We start from the raw sequence: 15,060 nt of genomic DNA on the forward strand, positions 1-15,060 counted from the left end.
TCAGAAGTGAAACGCGGTAGCGCCGATGGTAGTGTGGCATTCGCCATGCGAGAGTAGGACACTGCCAGGCACCCAATTTCAAGATTACGCCTAGCGTGGTCTTTACCGGTTAGTGTGCTGATATGGCTCAGTCGGTAGAGCGCATCCTTGGTAAGGATGAGGTCCCCAGTTCGATTCTGGGTATCAGCACCATTAAATAGAAAGCCTCCCTGAAAAGGGAGGCTTTTTTGCATCTGTCAGTTTTCTTATATCCCCTTACATTCCCAATTCCCGCAACCCCCTCTGCTTGCAGCCGACACTGTTTATCTGCTGGTTTGAGTCCTAATGTGTTACTCATTTGACTGCTATTGATGGTTTTATCCAGAGATTTAACCATGGCTGATTGACGTAAAACGTTTTACATGTAAAATCCGGCGCGTTTTGCCTATTACGTGGAGAGAGAGCATGGCGCAGGATAACGAATACTGTTTGGGGGCGGTACCCGCCAAAGGGCGCAAAGGTGTACTTTCGCTGATGCTGGTGATGCTCGGCCTGACCTTCTTCTCTGCCAGCATGTGGACCGGTGGTGCGCTGGGCACCGGGCTGGTGTTCGATGACTTCATCAAGGCGGTACTTATCGGCAACTTGTTGCTGGGTATCTACACCGCTTGTCTCGGTTATATCGGTGCCTCAACCGGTCTCTCTACCCATCTGTTGGCGCGCTACTCGTTTGGGGTGAAAGGTTCCTGGCTGCCATCCCTGCTGCTGGGTGGCACTCAGGTCGGCTGGTTTGGCGTGGGCGTGGCGATGTTTGCCCTGCCGGTACAGAAGGCGACTGGGATCGATGTGAACTGGCTGATCGCCATTTCGGGCATTTTGATGACGGTGACCGTCTACTTCGGGATCTCCGCCCTGATGGTGCTGAGCTTTGTGGCCGTGCCGGCCATTGCGCTGCTCGGCGGTTATTCGGTCTGGCTGGCGGTGACCTCGACCGGTGGCATGGCGGCGCTGCAGCAGGTACAACCGACCAATCCTATCGAGTTCACTACGGCGCTGACCATGGTGGTCGGTTCCTTTATCAGTGCAGGAACTCTGACCGCCGACTTTGTCCGATTTGGTCGCAAACCCTGGGGCGCCGTCATGATTACCATGGTGGCGTTTTTTTTGGGCAACACTCTGATGTTCGTCTTCGGCGCAGCCGGTGCGGCAGCGACCGGTCAGGCCGATATCTCGGAAGTGATGCTGATGCAGGGGCTGTTGATCCCCGCCATTCTGGTGCTGGGCCTCAATATCTGGACCACCAACGACAACGCTCTCTACGCCTCCGGCCTCGGTTTTGCCAACATTACCGGTCTCAAGAGCAAGCCGCTCAGCGTGATCAACGGCCTCATCGGTACCGCCTGTGCCCTCTGGCTTTACAACAACTTTGTCGGCTGGCTGGCCTTTTTGAGTACGGCAATTCCGCCGATCGGTGGCATTATCATCATGGATTTCCTGCTCAATCGTGAGCGTTACCGTCAGTTTGCCGATCAGCAGTTCGAGACGGTGCGCTGGCAGGCGCTGGTCGCCACGGCAGTCGGGGTGGCTGTCGGCAAGTGGCTGCCGGGCATAGTGCCACTCAACGCGGTATTGGGCGCCGCCTTCACCTATTTCATTCTGGTTCGCCTCACCCAGCGGCCGGTTCTGGTACAGGAAGCTAGCAAATGCTGATTCAACATATTCGTTTGGCCGATCGGGAAGGGTTGTGGCAGATCCGCTGTCAGGATGGGGTCATCACCGCCATTGAGCCCCATGACGAGCATGCAGTCGCCGGTCGGGTGCTGGACGGGGAGGGGGGTCTGGCCATTGCGCCCTTTATCGAGCCCCATATTCACCTCGATACCACCCAGACGGCTGGCGAGCCGAGCTGGAACCTTTCCGGCACCCTGTTTGAGGGGATCGAGCGTTGGGCCGAGCGCAAGGCGCTGCTGACCCATGAGGATGTGAAACAGCGGGCCATCCAGACGCTGAAGTGGCAGATCGCCAACGGCATCCAGTTCGTCCGTACTCATGTCGATGTCTCCGATCCCAATCTGGTGGCGCTCAAGGCAATGCTGGAGGTGCGGGAGGAGATTAAGGAGTGGGTGGAGCTGCAGATCGTCGCCTTCCCGCAGGAGGGGATTCTCTCCTACCCCAACGGCAAGGCACTGCTGGAGGAGGCGCTCAAGCTGGGGGCCGACGTGATCGGTGCGATACCCCACTTCGAGTTTACCCGGGAATATGGTGTCGAAAGTCTGCACTACATCTTCGATCTTGCCGAGAAGTATCAGGTTCTGGTCGATGTGCACTGTGACGAAATCGATGACGAGCAGTCCCGTTTCATCGAGACGCTGGCGACCCTGGCCTACGAGCGGGGTATCGGTCATAGAGTCACCGCCAGTCACACCACCGCCATGCACTCCTACAACGGCGCCTATGCTTCCCGCCTGTTCCGGCTGCTCAAGATGGCAGGCATCAACTTTGTGGCCAATCCGCTGGTGAACATTCACCTGCAGGGGCGGTTCGATACCTATCCCAAACGTCGCGGCATTACCCGGGTGAAGGAGATGCTGGAGGCGAACATCAACGTCTGTTTCGGTCACGACGACGTGTTCGACCCCTGGTACCCCATGGGCACTGCCAACATGTTGCAGGTGCTGCACATGGGGCTGCATGTCTGCCAGATCATGGGTTACGAGCAGATCAACGACGGTCTGAAGCTGATCAGCAGCCACAGCGCCCGCACCCTGAATGTGCAGGATCGCTATGGTATTGAGGTGGGCAAACCGGCCAACCTGTTGATCCTGCCTGCCGAGAACGGCTTCGATGCGGTGCGCCGTCAGGTGCCGGTGCGTTACTCGATCCGTCACGGCAAGGTGATTGCCCAGACCCGCCCGGCCCAGACCGAGATCGTGCTGGGTGAGCCAGAGCCGATCGATTTTCGCCGCTGAGATTTCAATCAGGCTGGATGACGATTAGTTCCGCCTCTGGGCACAAGGGCCGCCATTGCGACATAATGGCGGCCTGACCCTGAGGGAGTGACACCATGCAAACCTGGTTCTATGTTGCTGCAGGGGGCGCCATCGGCGCCTGCCTTCGTTTTGGGATTGCCGAACTGATGGCCTTGCTGCTTGGGCGCCACTTTCCTTACGGGACTCTGGTGGTCAACGTGGTGGGCTCTTTCATCATGGGGGTGGCGTTCGCCCTCATCAGTCATGGTCATGTGGTAGAACACCCGATGAAGCCGCTGCTGATGGTGGGGATCCTCGGTGCCCTGACTACTTTCTCTTCCTTTGCCCTCGATACGGTAGTGCTGGCTCAACATGGGGCCTATCTGAAAGCGCTGCTCAATATTGGTCTCAATCTCTTCCTCTGTCTGGCCATGGTGGTGCTGGGCATGCAGTTGGTTGCGAGCCGGGTTTAAGGTGTCCGGACGCCAGTGGCTCTGGTAAACTGGCGGCCATTCTTTGCTCTATGGGTGTTTAAGGGATGTCAGAACAAGCAACGACAACGCATTTTGGCTTTAAAACCGTGGCCGCGACCGAGAAGGAAACTCTGGTAGCAGGTGTCTTCCATTCGGTGGCAGCCAAGTATGATCTGATGAACGATCTGATGTCGTTCGGCATCCACCGCCTGTGGAAGCGCTTCACCATCGACTGCTCCGGCGTGCGCAAGGGACAGAAGGTGCTGGATCTGGCCGGTGGTACCGGCGATCTGACCGCCAAGTTCTCCCGCATCGTCGGCGAGACCGGCCAGGTGGTACTGGCAGATATCAACGACTCCATGCTGAAAGTGGGCCGCGACAAGCTGCGTAATCTGGGGGTCGCCAACAACGTCTCCTACGTGCAGGCCAATGCCGAGGCGCTCCCCTTCCCGGATAACCACTTCGACGTCATCACCATCGGCTTCGGCCTGCGCAACGTCACCGACAAGGACAAGGCGCTCGCCTCCATGTTCCGGGTGCTCAAGCCGGGTGGCCGTCTGCTGGTGCTGGAGTTCTCCAAGCCGGTCAGCGAAGTGATCGCCAAGCTCTATGATCTCTACTCCTTCAAACTGCTGCCGAAAATGGGCGAAATCGTCGCGAACGACAGTGAAAGCTACAAATATCTGGCAGAGTCCATCCGCATGCACCCGGATCAGCAGACCCTGGCTGGCATGATGGAAAATGTCGGGTTCGAACAGGTGGAGTACTTCAATCTGACTCAGGGTGTGGTCGCCCTGCACCGCGGTTACAAGTTTTAAGGTTGCCTATGCCGATGGATGCCATGGTCACCGCGGTGATCGAAACCAGCCTCAACCAGTTGCTGGCGCTGGACAAACAGAGCCCGGAGCGGCTGCGCAAACTGGTGGGCAAGGTGCTCAAGCTGGAGCTGCGTGAACTCAAGCCGCTCTGGTTCGTCTTCTCCGAGCGTCGACTGGATGTGCTGGCCCAGCATGAAGGGGAGGCGGATGCGGTGCTCAGTCTCTCCCTGACCGCCCTCGGTCTGCTGAAAGACCCTTCCGCCCTGACCCGCTATATCCGCGAGGAGAAGCTGGATCTGAGCGGTGATCCCCAGCTGGTACAGGCATTCAGCGTGCTGCTGGGCGAGCTGGATATCGACTGGGAAGAGGAGCTGTCGCGCTATACCGGCGATGTCGTTGCCCACACCCTGTTCAGCGGTGCCCGTCAGGCGCGTCGTCTGGTCGGCCGCGAGCTGTGCCGCACCCGCAGCCAGCTGGCGGAATATCTGACCGAAGAGGCCCGCCTAGCCCCCGGCCCGCTGGAAGTGGCGAGTTTCAACGATGACGTCGAGGTGCTGGCCCAGCAGCTCAAGGCCGTCGAACTGCGGCTGGCCCGCTTCGAACAGCAGGTGACCTGATGACCCCGAAGGAGTTCAAACGCCTCTATCGCATCATCACCATCCTGCTTGAGCAGGGCATCGACGAACTGGTGCCCGCCCGCTATCAACCCTGGCCGGGTCGTCTGGCCCGTCGCTCCCTGTTCTGGCTCAAGAACAAACAACCGGATCTCAGCCGCGGTGCCCGCATCCGCCTCGCCTTCGAGGCCCTTGGCCCCATCTTCATCAAGTTTGGCCAGATGCTCTCGACCCGCCGTGACCTGTTGCCGCCGGATATCGCCGAGGAGCTGGCCCTGCTGCAGGACAGGGTGCCCCCCTTCTGTGGTCAGGCGGCGCGCCAGCAGATCGAGCTGAGCCTGGGTTGCCCCATCGAGACCCTGTTTGACGACTTCGATGAGACACCGCTGGCGTCGGCCTCCATCGCGCAGGTGCATACTGCCCGCCTGAAGGAGAGTGGCCGCGAGATCGTCATCAAGGTGATCCGTCCCGATATCGAGCCTGTCATCGAGGCAGACCTGCGGCTGATGCAGGCGCTGGCCCGTCTGGTGGCCCGCTTCGTGCCCCAGAGCGCGCGACTGCGCCCCATCGAGGTGGTGGAGGAGTATCGCAAGACCATCCTCGACGAGCTGAATCTGATGCGCGAAGCGGCCAATGCCATCCAGCTACGCCGCAACTTCACCGGCTCCGAGGCGCTCTATGTGCCTGAAATCATCACCGATCTCTGCCGCGAGCAGGTGCTGGTGATGGAGCGGATCTACGGTATTCCGGTCTCCGATATACCGGCGTTGGAGGCCAACGGTACCAACATGAAGCTGCTGGCCGAGCGCGGGGTAGAGGTCTTCTTCACCCAGGTGTTCCGCGACAGCTTCTTCCACGCCGATATGCACCCGGGCAACATCTTCGTCTCTTACGAACATCCGGAAAACCCGCTCTGGATCGGCATCGACTGCGGCATCGTCGGTACCCTCAATCGGGAAGACAAACGCTATCTGGCGGAGAACTTCCTCGCCTTCTTCAACCGAGACTATCGTCGGGTGGCGGAGCTGCACGTGGAGTCGGGCTGGGTACCGGCAGACACCAAGGTGGACGAGTTCGAGTTTGCCATCCGCACCGTGCTGGAGCCTATCTTCGAGAAGCCGCTCTCCGAGATCTCGTTCGGTCACGTGCTGCTCAACCTGTTCAACACCGCGCGTCGCTTCCATATGACGGTGCAGCCGCAGCTGGTGCTTCTGCAAAAGACCCTGCTCTATGTGGAAGGGTTGGGGCGTCAGCTCTACCCGCAGCTCGATTTGTGGCAGACCGCCAAGCCGTTCCTCGAAAACTGGATGCACGAACAGGTCGGGCCCAAGTCGGTATTGAACGCCATAAAGGAGAAGGCGCCATTCTGGGCGGAGAAGCTGCCGGAGCTGCCGGAGCTGGTCTATGAGACTCTGCGCCAGACCCGTCATCAGCAGCGTCATTTCGACCAGATGTTTGCCGAGTTCCGCCGTCACAGCCGCCGGCAGGGGCAGGCCCGCTACCTCTTAGGGGTTGGAGCCAGCCTGCTATTGGCGGGTGTATTCTTGCTGACCCAAAAACAACACATTGAGTGGGGACAAGCCAGTCTCGCCGGTGCAGCCCTCTGCTGGCTGGTCGGCTGGTTGCGAACCCGTTCCCATTAATCAACAACCGCGCCGTCAGGCGCCTGTTCTGGAGAGAAAATCATGGGTGGTATCAGTATTTGGCAATTGTTGATCATTGCAGTCATCGTCGTGCTGCTGTTCGGTACCAAGAAACTGCGCGGCATTGGCGGTGATCTGGGCGCGGCGGTCAAAGGGTTCAAGAAAGCCCTCTCCGACGAGCCGGCTGATGCCAAGGCCGAGCAGAAAGATGCCGAGTTTCCCCCGAAACAGCTGAACGAAGCGGCCACTCAGAGCAGTGAGACCGCCAAGCAGAAAGACAAAGACCAGGCCTAAGCCATGTTCGATATCGGTTTTTGGGAGCTGGTCGTTATCGGTGTGGTAGCACTGGTGGTACTGGGGCCCGAGCGGCTGCCGGTTGCCATCCGAACGGCTACCCACTGGATCCGCCTCATTCGTTCGACCGCGAACTCGGTCAAGTCCGAGCTGGAGCAGGAGCTCAAGTTGCAAGAGCTGCATAACGACCTCAAGAAGGCCGAACAGTTGCAGATGAGCAATCTGAGCCCCGAGCTGCAGGAGTCCATCGAACAGCTCAAAGCGGCGGCCCAGTCGGTCAATCGCCCCTATCAGGTGGAGAATGAGATCCGTCCGCCGCGCCCCGAGCCGGTCGCCCAGGCTGAGCCTGCCACGCCGGTGGAGCCTGCGGTGCAGCTGAGCCACGAGGTGCCACCGGTCAACAGCCAGCGGGAGAGCGAGCCGGTGCCGGTCAGCGACTCCGCAGTAAAAGGGGAGGTGAAGCCATGAGTCAGGCCGAACAACCCCTGATCAGCCATCTGGTTGAGCTGAGAACCCGTTTGCTGCGCTCCATTACCGCCATCCTCGTGGTGTTTCTGGCGCTGATCTACTTCTCCAACAACATCTACGACTTCGTGGCCCAGCCGCTGCTCAGCCAGTTGCCGGAAGGGACCAGCATGATAGCGACGGATGTGGCGACCCCCTTCCTGACGCCGATCAAGCTGACCCTGGTGGTCTCCTTCTTCGTGGCGATCCCCTATCTGCTCTATCAGGCCTGGGCCTTTATCGCCCCCGGTCTGTACCAGCATGAACGGCGCCTGATCATGCCGTTGGTGGTCTCCAGTGCCCTGCTGTTCTATGCGGGGATGGCGTTCGCCTACTACGTGGTGTTCCCGCTGGTGTTCGGTTTCTTCACCAGCACAGCACCCGCAGGGGTGACGGTGGCTACCGATATCGCCAGCTATCTGGACTTCGTACTGACCCTGTTCTTCGCGTTCGGGGTGGCGTTCGAAATTCCGGTGGCCACCATACTGCTCTGCTGGACCGGCGTGACCACACCGCAAAACCTGAAGGAGAAACGTCCCTACGTCATCGTCGGGGTGTTTGTGGTCGGCATGCTGCTGACGCCGCCTGATGTCTTCTCCCAGACCCTGCTCGCCATCCCGATGTGGGCGCTGTGGGAGATAGGTCTGTTCTTCGCCCGCTTCTACGTGAAGAAAGAGGATGAAGAGCAACAGGAACAACCGGATGGGGAGAGCTGAGGCTCTGTTCGTCACCTGTTTGCCGGACGGCGAAGAGGATGACGAAGTCCGCAGGAATAGCAGAACGAGGGGAGCTGAGGCTCCCTTCCTCTTTTCATGCTCCCGTTCGAGGCGTATGGTAAGACCCCATTCGGTAGATGGTTTTCAAATACCTGATATGTATTCCTTTTGTTCGGAACGTCTCATCCCATGATCGATATCGGTTTAAACCTGACCAGCAGCCAGTTCGTCGGTGAACAGCCTGAGCTGGTGGCCCGCGCCCGTGCCGCCGGAGTGGAGGCGCTGATCCTGACCGGTACCGATCTGGACGGCAGCCGTGAGAGCGCTGAGTTGGCCGCCCGCTGGCCGGGCTACTGCTTCTCCACCGCCGGGGTACACCCTCACGATGCCAAGAGTGTCGATGAGGCGACCCTGCCCGCCTTGCGCGAGCTGGCAGCCTTGCCGCAGGTGGTCGCTATTGGCGAGTGCGGTCTCGACTACAACCGCGACTTCTCCCCCCGCCCGGTGCAGGATGCGGTATTCGACGCCCAGCTGGCACTGGCTGCCGAGCTCCGGATGCCGGTGTTTCTCCACTGCCGCGATGCTCACGCCCGTTTCATCGAGATCCTCCGTCCCTGGTTGCCGAGGCTGCCGGGAGCCGTGCTGCACTGCTTCACCGGCTCCGACGAGGAGCTGGACGAGTGTCTGGCGCTGGGGCTGCATATCGGGGTGACCGGCTGGCTCTGCGACGAACGCCGCGGCCAGCTGCTGCGCGAACAGGTGGCTCGCATTCCGGCCGGTCGGCTGATGATCGAGACTGATGCCCCCTATCTGGTGCCGCGGGATCTGAAACCGCGCCCGAAACGCAACGAACCCGCTTTTTTGCCGCACATCGCCCAGGTGGTGGCGGCCTGTCGTGGCGAAGCGCCCGAGGCCTTGCTGGCCCATACCCGGGCCACCTCCGCCGCGTTCTTCCAACTTCCTCTCCAGGAGTGATTCATGGCTACAACTCTTCCGGGCGCCTTTCCGGGCCGCCGCCTGCGCCGTCTGCGCAAACATGATTTCAGCCGTCGTCTGGTGCGCGAGAACGTACTGACCGTCAACGATCTCATCTATCCGGTGTTTGTGCTGGAGGGGGAGAACCGTCGGGAAGCCGTTCCCTCCATGCCGGGAGTGGAGCGTCTCTCCATCGATCTGCTGCTGGAGGAAGCCGCCGAGCTGGTGGAGCTGGGCGTACCTGCCATTGCCCTGTTCCCGGTCACCCCGCTGGAGAGCAAGAGCCTGATGGCGGAAGAGGCCTATAACCCGAACGGGCTGGCTCAGCGCACCGTGCGCGCCCTCAAGGCTCGCTTCCCGGAGCTCGGGGTGATCACCGACGTGGCACTCGATCCGTTCACCACCCACGGTCAGGACGGCATCATCGATGACGAAGGCTATGTGCTGAACGACATCACCACCGAGATCCTGATCAAGCAGGCGCTCTCTCACGCCGAGGCCGGGGTCGATATCGTCGCGCCGTCCGACATGATGGATGGCCGCATCGGCGCCATCCGCGCAGCGCTGGAAGAGAACGGCTTCGTCAACACCCAGATCATGGCCTACTCCGCCAAGTACGCTTCCTGCTACTACGGCCCATTCCGTGATGCGGTTGGCTCTGCCGGCAACCTCGGCAAGAGCAACAAGGCCACCTATCAGATGGATCCGGCCAACAGTAACGAAGCCCTGCACGAAGTGGCGCTGGATATTCAGGAAGGGGCCGACAGCGTGATGGTCAAGCCGGGCATGCCCTATCTGGACGTGGTTCGTCAGGTGAAGGATCAGTTCGGCGTGCCGACTTTCGCCTATCAGGTCAGCGGCGAGTACGCCATGCACATGGCGGCGATCCAGAACGGCTGGCTGAAAGAGAAGGAGACCATCATGGAGTCTCTACTCTGCTTCAAGCGGGCCGGGGCCGATGGCATCCTCACCTACTTCGCCAAGCGCGTAGCGCAGTGGCTGAAGGAAGATGCCCGTTAAGCCGGGTTGAAGAGATAAACGAGAGGGGGAGCCGATGGCTCCCCCTCTATCGTTATGGCTCTCTTTTGGTCACGAGCGGATGATTACAGCTTGGTCCAGGCATCGCTCCAGTGGCTGCCGGTACCCGGTTCATAGTGGCTGGTCGAGCCGCCACACCAGCCGCTGTATGGCCAGGGTTTGCACTCGTAGTTGCCACCGGCATTGCTTACCCGATCACCGGCCTGATAGCCGGTGTTGGGAGCGTAGGCCGGGTAGTCACCCTCGCCACCGCCGCTGCTCTGCTCGGTCAGCGCAACCGGGAAGCGCTGTACCACCGGCTGCTGGCCATCTGCCAGACCGGTGATGACCACGTCGTAGCTGCCATCGGTGACATTGCTGCCCTGCAGTACCAGAGTGCTGGTGCCGTTCACCTCGCTGCTGGTGGTACCGTGGCTGTGGCCGCTCTGCTCCAGAGTCGCGGTGATCTGTACCGGGTTGGCGGTGGTCAGGTTGAAACGGATGCTGACCTGACCGTTGACTATGGTGTACTCGCTCGCCATGGCGCTGACGGTGAAGTCGCTGCTGCCTTCGGCGGGTGGCGTTGTGCCGCCGCAATCGCTGTCGCCCTGTACGCGCCAGACGCCCCAGTCACCCGTGGTGCCCGGCTCTTCGTTCTGGGTCCACCAGCCTGCCAGCCAGTTCTTGCCGTTGTGGCTGACGATGTCGCCGCCCACGTAGACCTTCTTGGCATCCCAGCTGTTTTCACAGACGGCGCCCTGCTCCCTGACGGCCACGTTGCGCTGCTGGGTTACCTGCTGACCGGCGCTGTCGCTCACCTGATAGGTGAGGGTGTAGCGGCCGACCTTGCTGCTGTCGACGTTGCCGCTGACCTTGATTTGGGCGGTCAGGTCGCCATCTTCTTCATCATGGGCGCTGACGCCAGCCATCGGATCGAAGGGGGTACCCAGCTCCAGCGTGGTATCGGTGACGCCACTGAATACCGGCTTCATGCTGTAGATCTCGATGGTGCGTACCTGCTCGGTGACGTTGTTGTCGCGATCGCTCACCTTGTAGGTGAGGGGGTAGAGGCCGATGCGCTGGCTGTCTACCGAGCCTTCTACCTGGATCTGACCAGTCAGATCGCCATCTTCCTTGTCACTGGCGCTGACGCCGGCCAGCGGATCAAAGGCGGTACCCTGCTTGATGCGGGTATCGCTCAAGCCGCTGAACACCGGCTTGCCGTTGTCGACCGGGGGCGTGATCTCCTGATCGTGGATGAAGGGGCCGTAGCTCTTGATGAAGGATTCGTTGTAGGACTGACCGGCGGCGTTGCGACCCATGTCCCAGTTGATGGACCAGGTCATCACGCCGCGCAGGGGCTGACCCTGGCTCTTCAGCTTGTTGAAAGCATCGAACAGATCCTGCGGATTCTTGACGTAACCGGTGGCGGCCGCATCGATATTGGTCGGAATGCCGAATACCAGCTTGTCGTGGGGGATCTTGTAGTAGCCGCGACTGCCGTTGATGAGGGAGTCCGCCATGTAGTAGATGAACTCTTCTTTCAGGGCATCGTTGTTCTGGGCGATCCAGCCTACCCCGTCGATCCAGATGCCGTCGCCACCCTGGTTGTAGAACTGGGGATTGATCCAGTCGTAGTACCCTTCCAGATTGCGGATATAGGGGATGTAGGCGCCAGTCTGGGTCAGATAGGGGAACTCGGGCGCCATGGTGATGAGGAAGTTTTTCCCCTGGGCGCGGTAGTGCTCCTTGACCAGCCGCAGGGCCGCCGGGATCACGGTCTGGTTGTTGGCGGCAGTGATGGCGGACTGCTCCAGATCGATGTCCAGACCGTCGAAGCCATAGGTCTCCACCAGACGGATGATCTCGTCGGCGAAGGCCTGCTCCTGACCGGTACGCAGCTCGATGTGTGCATCGGCGCCGCCCAGCGCCAGCAGCACGGAGCGGCCCTGGCTGTTCAGCAGGGCAATCTGCTCGATAAACTGGCTCTCGCTCATGCCGGTGGCTGGGTCTAGTTTGAAGGTGGGGATGGGATCGCTGCCGTACACCTTCATGAAGGAGACATCGACCACGTTGTATTGCGGATTGACCTGGTCGAGCTTGACGCAGGGGGCAGTACCGCCCTGATAGCCGGCGCCACCGCACCAGTTGTGCCAGTAACCCACCACGACACCGGACTGGGGATTGACCATGGCCTGGCCGGCTGAGGCAGCCTGCGCCATGGGGGCGCCCATGCCGAGCAGACAGCCCAGCAGGGATAACTTCAGTTTGTTCATCTTGATATCTCCATACAGTACAAAATGGAGCGGTCAGCTTTGGCCGAACGCTCCCGGGGGCAGCCCCGCTGTCATAGGAAATCTCCCTTAGACCGGTAGCTTTGCGTCGCGCCCTTTCGGGTCACTTTGCCTTTTTCACCCGATTTCTGTACAGCACAGAGAATCAAGTGACCTGCATGGCAGGTTGCCTATGACAGATGCTTGAAAATAAATTAATCAATAGTTGGTTTTGATTCTAATTAACTGAAAAATATTGATAATTTGTTACAGCCACCACATTTTGTCCGTTTCCATGATTGAGCATGACGGTACTTGGCTGGCAGCTGTGGCGCCGGTAAATGGCGACTTTTTGCCCCTTGAAAGTAGCGGTAAGAGCCAAAAAAGGCCCACAGATTCATTCTGTTACTGGCTGTTGATGGCAAAACTGCAGCAACGGCAGAGATCCGGGTCGCAATGGCTGGAAAAGTACAGGGTTGCGGCGGATTCCCGCTTGATTATTGCGTGGCTTGGCCACATGTTAGAAAGCCATACAGAGCTGCTAAAGCGGTCTGTTCAAGACCAAACAAGAGGTAACCGGGATGAATAACCCTTTGCTGACAATGGATTCTCTGCCCCCTTTCAGCCAGATCAAGCCGGAGCAGGTTCAGCCTGCCGTGATTCAGGCGATTGCTGACTGCAAGCAGAAGATCAGCGATGTGCTGGCCCAGCGTGATCCCCATACCTGGGATAGCCTGATTGCCCCGCTGGAAGAGGTAAATGACCGTCTGTCACGGATCTGGTCACCGGTCAGCCACCTCAACTCCGTACTAAACAGCGAAGCGCTGCGCGAGGCCCATGATGCCTGCCTGCCGCTGCTCTCCGAATTCCAGACCTATGTCGGTCAGCATGAAGGGCTCTATCAGGCCTATCTGGCCCTCTCCCAGAGCGATGATTTCCCGCTGCTGAGCGGCGCCCAGCGCAAGGAGATCCAGAATACCCTGCGTGACTTCCGCCTCTCCGGTATCGGTCTGCCTGCCGAGGCGCAGCAGCGCTACGGTGAAATTCAGGCCCGCCTCTCCGAGCTGGCCTCCCGCTTCAGCAACAACGTGCTGGATGCGACCCAGGGCTGGCACAAGCTGGTGGCCGATGAAGCCGAACTGGCCGGCTTGCCCGACAGCGTGCGCGCCGCTGCCCGTCAGATGGCTGAACTTAAAGGCAAAGAGGGGTGGCTGTTCACTCTGGATATCCCTTCTTACCTGCCGGTGATGATGTATGCCGACAACCGCGAGCTGCGCGCCGAGATGTATGAGGCCTTCACCACCCGCGCCTCCGATCAGGGCCCCAATGCGGGCAAGTGGGACAACTCCGCCATCATGAGCGAGCTGCTCACCCTGCGCCGCGAACTGGCTCAGTTGCTGGGCTTTGCCAACTATGCCGAGCTCTCCCTGGCCACCAAGATGGCGGACAAGACCGAACAGGTGGTGAGCTTTCTCACCGATCTGGCGGCCAAATCCCTGCCGCAAGGCAAGGCTGAGCTGGAGGAGATCCGCACCTTCGCCGCCGAACAGCACGGTCAGAGCGAGCTGGCCGCCTGGGATCTCGCCTACTACGCCGAGAAGCTCAAGCAGCACAAGTTTTCCATCTCCGATGAGCAACTGCGCCCCTATTTCCCCGCCAACAAGGTGGTGAAAGGGTTGTTCGAAGTGGTGAAGCGGGTGTTCGGCATGAAGGTGCGCGAGCGCCTCGGCATCGACACCTGGCACCCTGACGTGCGCTTCTACGACATCTTCGATGCCGACGACGAGCTGCGCGGCAGCTTCTATCTCGACCTCTACGCCCGCGAGCACAAGCAGGGCGGGGCCTGGATGGATGTCTGTCTGGGTCGTCGCTACCGTCAGGATGGCTCGCTGCAAAAGCCGGTGGCCTACCTGACCTGCAACTTCAATGGTCCGGTGGATGGCAAACCGGCGCTGTTCACCCACAACGAAGTGGTCACCCTGTTCCATGAGTTTGGCCACGGCATTCACCACATGCTGACCCGTATCGACGTTGCCGGTGTCGCCGGTATCAACGGCGTGGCCTGGGATGCAGTGGAGCTGCCGAGTCAGTTCCTCGAGAACTGGTGCTGGGAGTCCGAGGCGCTGGCCTTTATCTCCGGTCACTACGAGACCGGCGAGCCGCTGCCTGCCGATCTGCTGGAGAAGATGCTGACCGCCCGCAACTTCCAGGCGGCGATGCAGATGCTGCGTCAGCTGGAGTTCGCCCTGTTCGACTTCCGCCTCCATCAGGAGTTTGACCCGGCTAATTCGGCACAAATCCCGGCGCTGCTGGACGAGGTTCGCAGCCAGGTGGCCGTGATGACGCCGCCAGCGTTTAACCGCTTCCAGCACAGCTTCTCCCACATCTTCGCGGGCGGCTATGCGGCGGGCTACTACAGCTACAAGTGGGCCGAGGTGCTCTCTGCCGATGCCTTCTCCCGCTTCGAGGAGGAGGGGATCTTCAACCCGGCCACCGGCCAATCCTTCCTGAAGAATATTCTGGAGAAGGGGGGCTCGAAGGAGCCGATGGAGCTGTTCCGAGCCTTCCGTGGTCGTGAGCCCAAGGTGGATGCACTGCTGCGACACAGCGGGATTGCCGCATGAGGCTGATGGCCACGACTGCACAGAGCCTCAAGCAGATACATTTTTGAGCCATAGTGAGATCAAGACGTGATTTCTGCGATAAAAAGGGACCTTTTGGTCCCTTTTTTCAAGGCTTTTTAATATCTTGCTGATTGCATATTTGCACAGTCCACTGCTCTTCA

Annotated in this window: 13 protein-coding genes, 1 tRNA gene and 1 riboswitch; of the genes, 13 read left to right on the forward strand and 1 reads right to left on the reverse strand. The window is 59.9% G+C overall.

Going from position 1 to position 15,060, the window contains the following annotated elements; all coding sequences use genetic code 11:
• Positions 1-116 precede the first annotated feature (116 nt).
• The 12 genes from G5367_RS18735 (at position 117) to hemB (ending at position 10,005) form a co-directional block, all read left to right on the forward strand.
• Positions 117-192 (forward strand) — tRNA-Thr (locus G5367_RS18735).
• A 252-nt stretch (positions 193-444) separates the two neighbouring features.
• Positions 445-1,689, forward strand: coding sequence for a cytosine permease (gene codB / locus G5367_RS18740; protein WP_337073706.1), 1,245 nt, complete (start codon positions 445-447; stop codon positions 1,687-1,689).
• Positions 1,683-2,948: a cytosine deaminase gene (locus G5367_RS18745; RefSeq protein ID WP_337073707.1), complete on the forward strand. Its 1,266-nt coding sequence runs from the start codon at positions 1,683-1,685 to the stop codon at positions 2,946-2,948. The genes codB and G5367_RS18745 overlap by 7 nt, the downstream gene beginning before the upstream one ends.
• A gap of 95 nt (positions 2,949-3,043) precedes the next feature.
• Entirely contained in the window at positions 3,044-3,421 is a 378-nt protein-coding gene (gene crcB, locus G5367_RS18750) for a fluoride efflux transporter CrcB (RefSeq protein ID WP_005339378.1), read from the forward strand.
• 65 nt (positions 3,422-3,486) lie between these two features.
• Positions 3,487-4,239 (forward strand): bifunctional demethylmenaquinone methyltransferase/2-methoxy-6-polyprenyl-1,4-benzoquinol methylase UbiE, encoded by a 753-nt coding sequence (gene ubiE, locus G5367_RS18755; protein ID WP_005342396.1) that lies wholly within the window; start codon positions 3,487-3,489, stop codon positions 4,237-4,239.
• Positions 4,240-4,247: 8 nt separating this feature from the next.
• On the forward strand, positions 4,248-4,856 hold the full coding sequence (locus tag G5367_RS18760) for a ubiquinone biosynthesis accessory factor UbiJ (RefSeq protein ID WP_021230987.1): 609 nt from the start codon (positions 4,248-4,250) through the stop codon (positions 4,854-4,856).
• The gene (gene ubiB / locus G5367_RS18765; RefSeq protein ID WP_005339383.1) at positions 4,856-6,496 is read left to right on the forward strand and encodes a ubiquinone biosynthesis regulatory protein kinase UbiB; all 1,641 of its coding nucleotides are present in this window, start codon (positions 4,856-4,858) and stop codon (positions 6,494-6,496) included. Before G5367_RS18760 ends, ubiB begins: the two co-directional genes overlap by 1 nt.
• Positions 6,497-6,538: 42 nt before the next feature.
• Entirely contained in the window at positions 6,539-6,790 is a 252-nt protein-coding gene (gene tatA / locus G5367_RS18770) for a Sec-independent protein translocase subunit TatA (protein ID WP_005339385.1), read from the forward strand.
• Between the two features lie 3 nt (positions 6,791-6,793).
• Entirely contained in the window at positions 6,794-7,258 is a 465-nt protein-coding gene (gene tatB, locus G5367_RS18775) for a Sec-independent protein translocase protein TatB (protein WP_167570570.1), read from the forward strand.
• A complete protein-coding gene (gene tatC / locus G5367_RS18780; protein WP_058058793.1) occupies positions 7,255-8,010 on the forward strand; it encodes a twin-arginine translocase subunit TatC in 756 nt (251 codons plus the stop codon). The genes tatB and tatC overlap by 4 nt, the downstream gene beginning before the upstream one ends.
• 189 nt (positions 8,011-8,199) lie before the next feature.
• Complete coding sequence (locus G5367_RS18785; protein ID WP_421244960.1) at positions 8,200-8,985, forward strand: TatD family hydrolase; 786 nt, start codon at positions 8,200-8,202, stop codon at positions 8,983-8,985.
• 3 nt (positions 8,986-8,988) lie between these two features.
• The gene (gene hemB, locus G5367_RS18790; protein WP_139433813.1) at positions 8,989-10,005 is read left to right on the forward strand and encodes a porphobilinogen synthase; all 1,017 of its coding nucleotides are present in this window, start codon (positions 8,989-8,991) and stop codon (positions 10,003-10,005) included.
• Between the two features lie 83 nt (positions 10,006-10,088).
• Here the strand turns inward: hemB and G5367_RS18795 are convergent, their stop codons facing one another.
• Positions 10,089-12,278, reverse strand: coding sequence for an immunoglobulin-like domain-containing protein (locus G5367_RS18795; RefSeq protein WP_421244959.1), 2,190 nt, complete (start codon positions 12,276-12,278; stop codon positions 10,089-10,091).
• A gap of 55 nt (positions 12,279-12,333) precedes the next feature.
• Positions 12,334-12,419: riboswitch (cyclic di-GMP riboswitch) on the reverse strand.
• 437 nt (positions 12,420-12,856) lie between these two features.
• Between G5367_RS18795 and prlC the strand changes: the two genes are divergently transcribed.
• Positions 12,857-14,899: an oligopeptidase A gene (gene prlC / locus G5367_RS18800; RefSeq protein ID WP_236348675.1), complete on the forward strand. Its 2,043-nt coding sequence runs from the start codon at positions 12,857-12,859 to the stop codon at positions 14,897-14,899.
• Positions 14,900-15,060 lie beyond the last annotated feature (161 nt).

Origin of the sequence: Aeromonas sp. 604282 (assembly GCF_049170575.1) — a bacterium.
Lineage (GTDB): Bacteria > Pseudomonadota > Gammaproteobacteria > Enterobacterales > Aeromonadaceae > Aeromonas > Aeromonas veronii_A.

Excerpts from the sequence above, each read along its gene's own strand:
- codB (WP_337073706.1), top strand. The coding sequence starts at position 445 with ATGGCGCAGGATAACGAATACTGTTTGGGGGCGGTACCCGCCAAAGGG.
- G5367_RS18745 (WP_337073707.1), top strand. The coding sequence starts at position 1,683 with ATGCTGATTCAACATATTCGTTTGGCCGATCGGGAAGGGTTGTGGCAG.
- crcB (WP_005339378.1), top strand. The coding sequence starts at position 3,044 with ATGCAAACCTGGTTCTATGTTGCTGCAGGGGGCGCCATCGGCGCCTGC.
- ubiE (WP_005342396.1), top strand. The coding sequence starts at position 3,487 with ATGTCAGAACAAGCAACGACAACGCATTTTGGCTTTAAAACCGTGGCC.
- G5367_RS18760 (WP_021230987.1), top strand. The coding sequence starts at position 4,248 with ATGCCGATGGATGCCATGGTCACCGCGGTGATCGAAACCAGCCTCAAC.
- ubiB (WP_005339383.1), top strand. The coding sequence starts at position 4,856 with ATGACCCCGAAGGAGTTCAAACGCCTCTATCGCATCATCACCATCCTG.
- tatA (WP_005339385.1), top strand. The coding sequence starts at position 6,539 with ATGGGTGGTATCAGTATTTGGCAATTGTTGATCATTGCAGTCATCGTC.
- tatB (WP_167570570.1), top strand. The coding sequence starts at position 6,794 with ATGTTCGATATCGGTTTTTGGGAGCTGGTCGTTATCGGTGTGGTAGCA.
- tatC (WP_058058793.1), top strand. The coding sequence starts at position 7,255 with ATGAGTCAGGCCGAACAACCCCTGATCAGCCATCTGGTTGAGCTGAGA.
- G5367_RS18785 (WP_421244960.1), top strand. The coding sequence starts at position 8,200 with ATGATCGATATCGGTTTAAACCTGACCAGCAGCCAGTTCGTCGGTGAA.
- hemB (WP_139433813.1), top strand. The coding sequence starts at position 8,989 with ATGGCTACAACTCTTCCGGGCGCCTTTCCGGGCCGCCGCCTGCGCCGT.
- G5367_RS18795 (WP_421244959.1), bottom strand. The coding sequence starts at position 12,278 with ATGAACAAACTGAAGTTATCCCTGCTGGGCTGTCTGCTCGGCATGGGC.
- prlC (WP_236348675.1), top strand. The coding sequence starts at position 12,857 with ATGAATAACCCTTTGCTGACAATGGATTCTCTGCCCCCTTTCAGCCAG.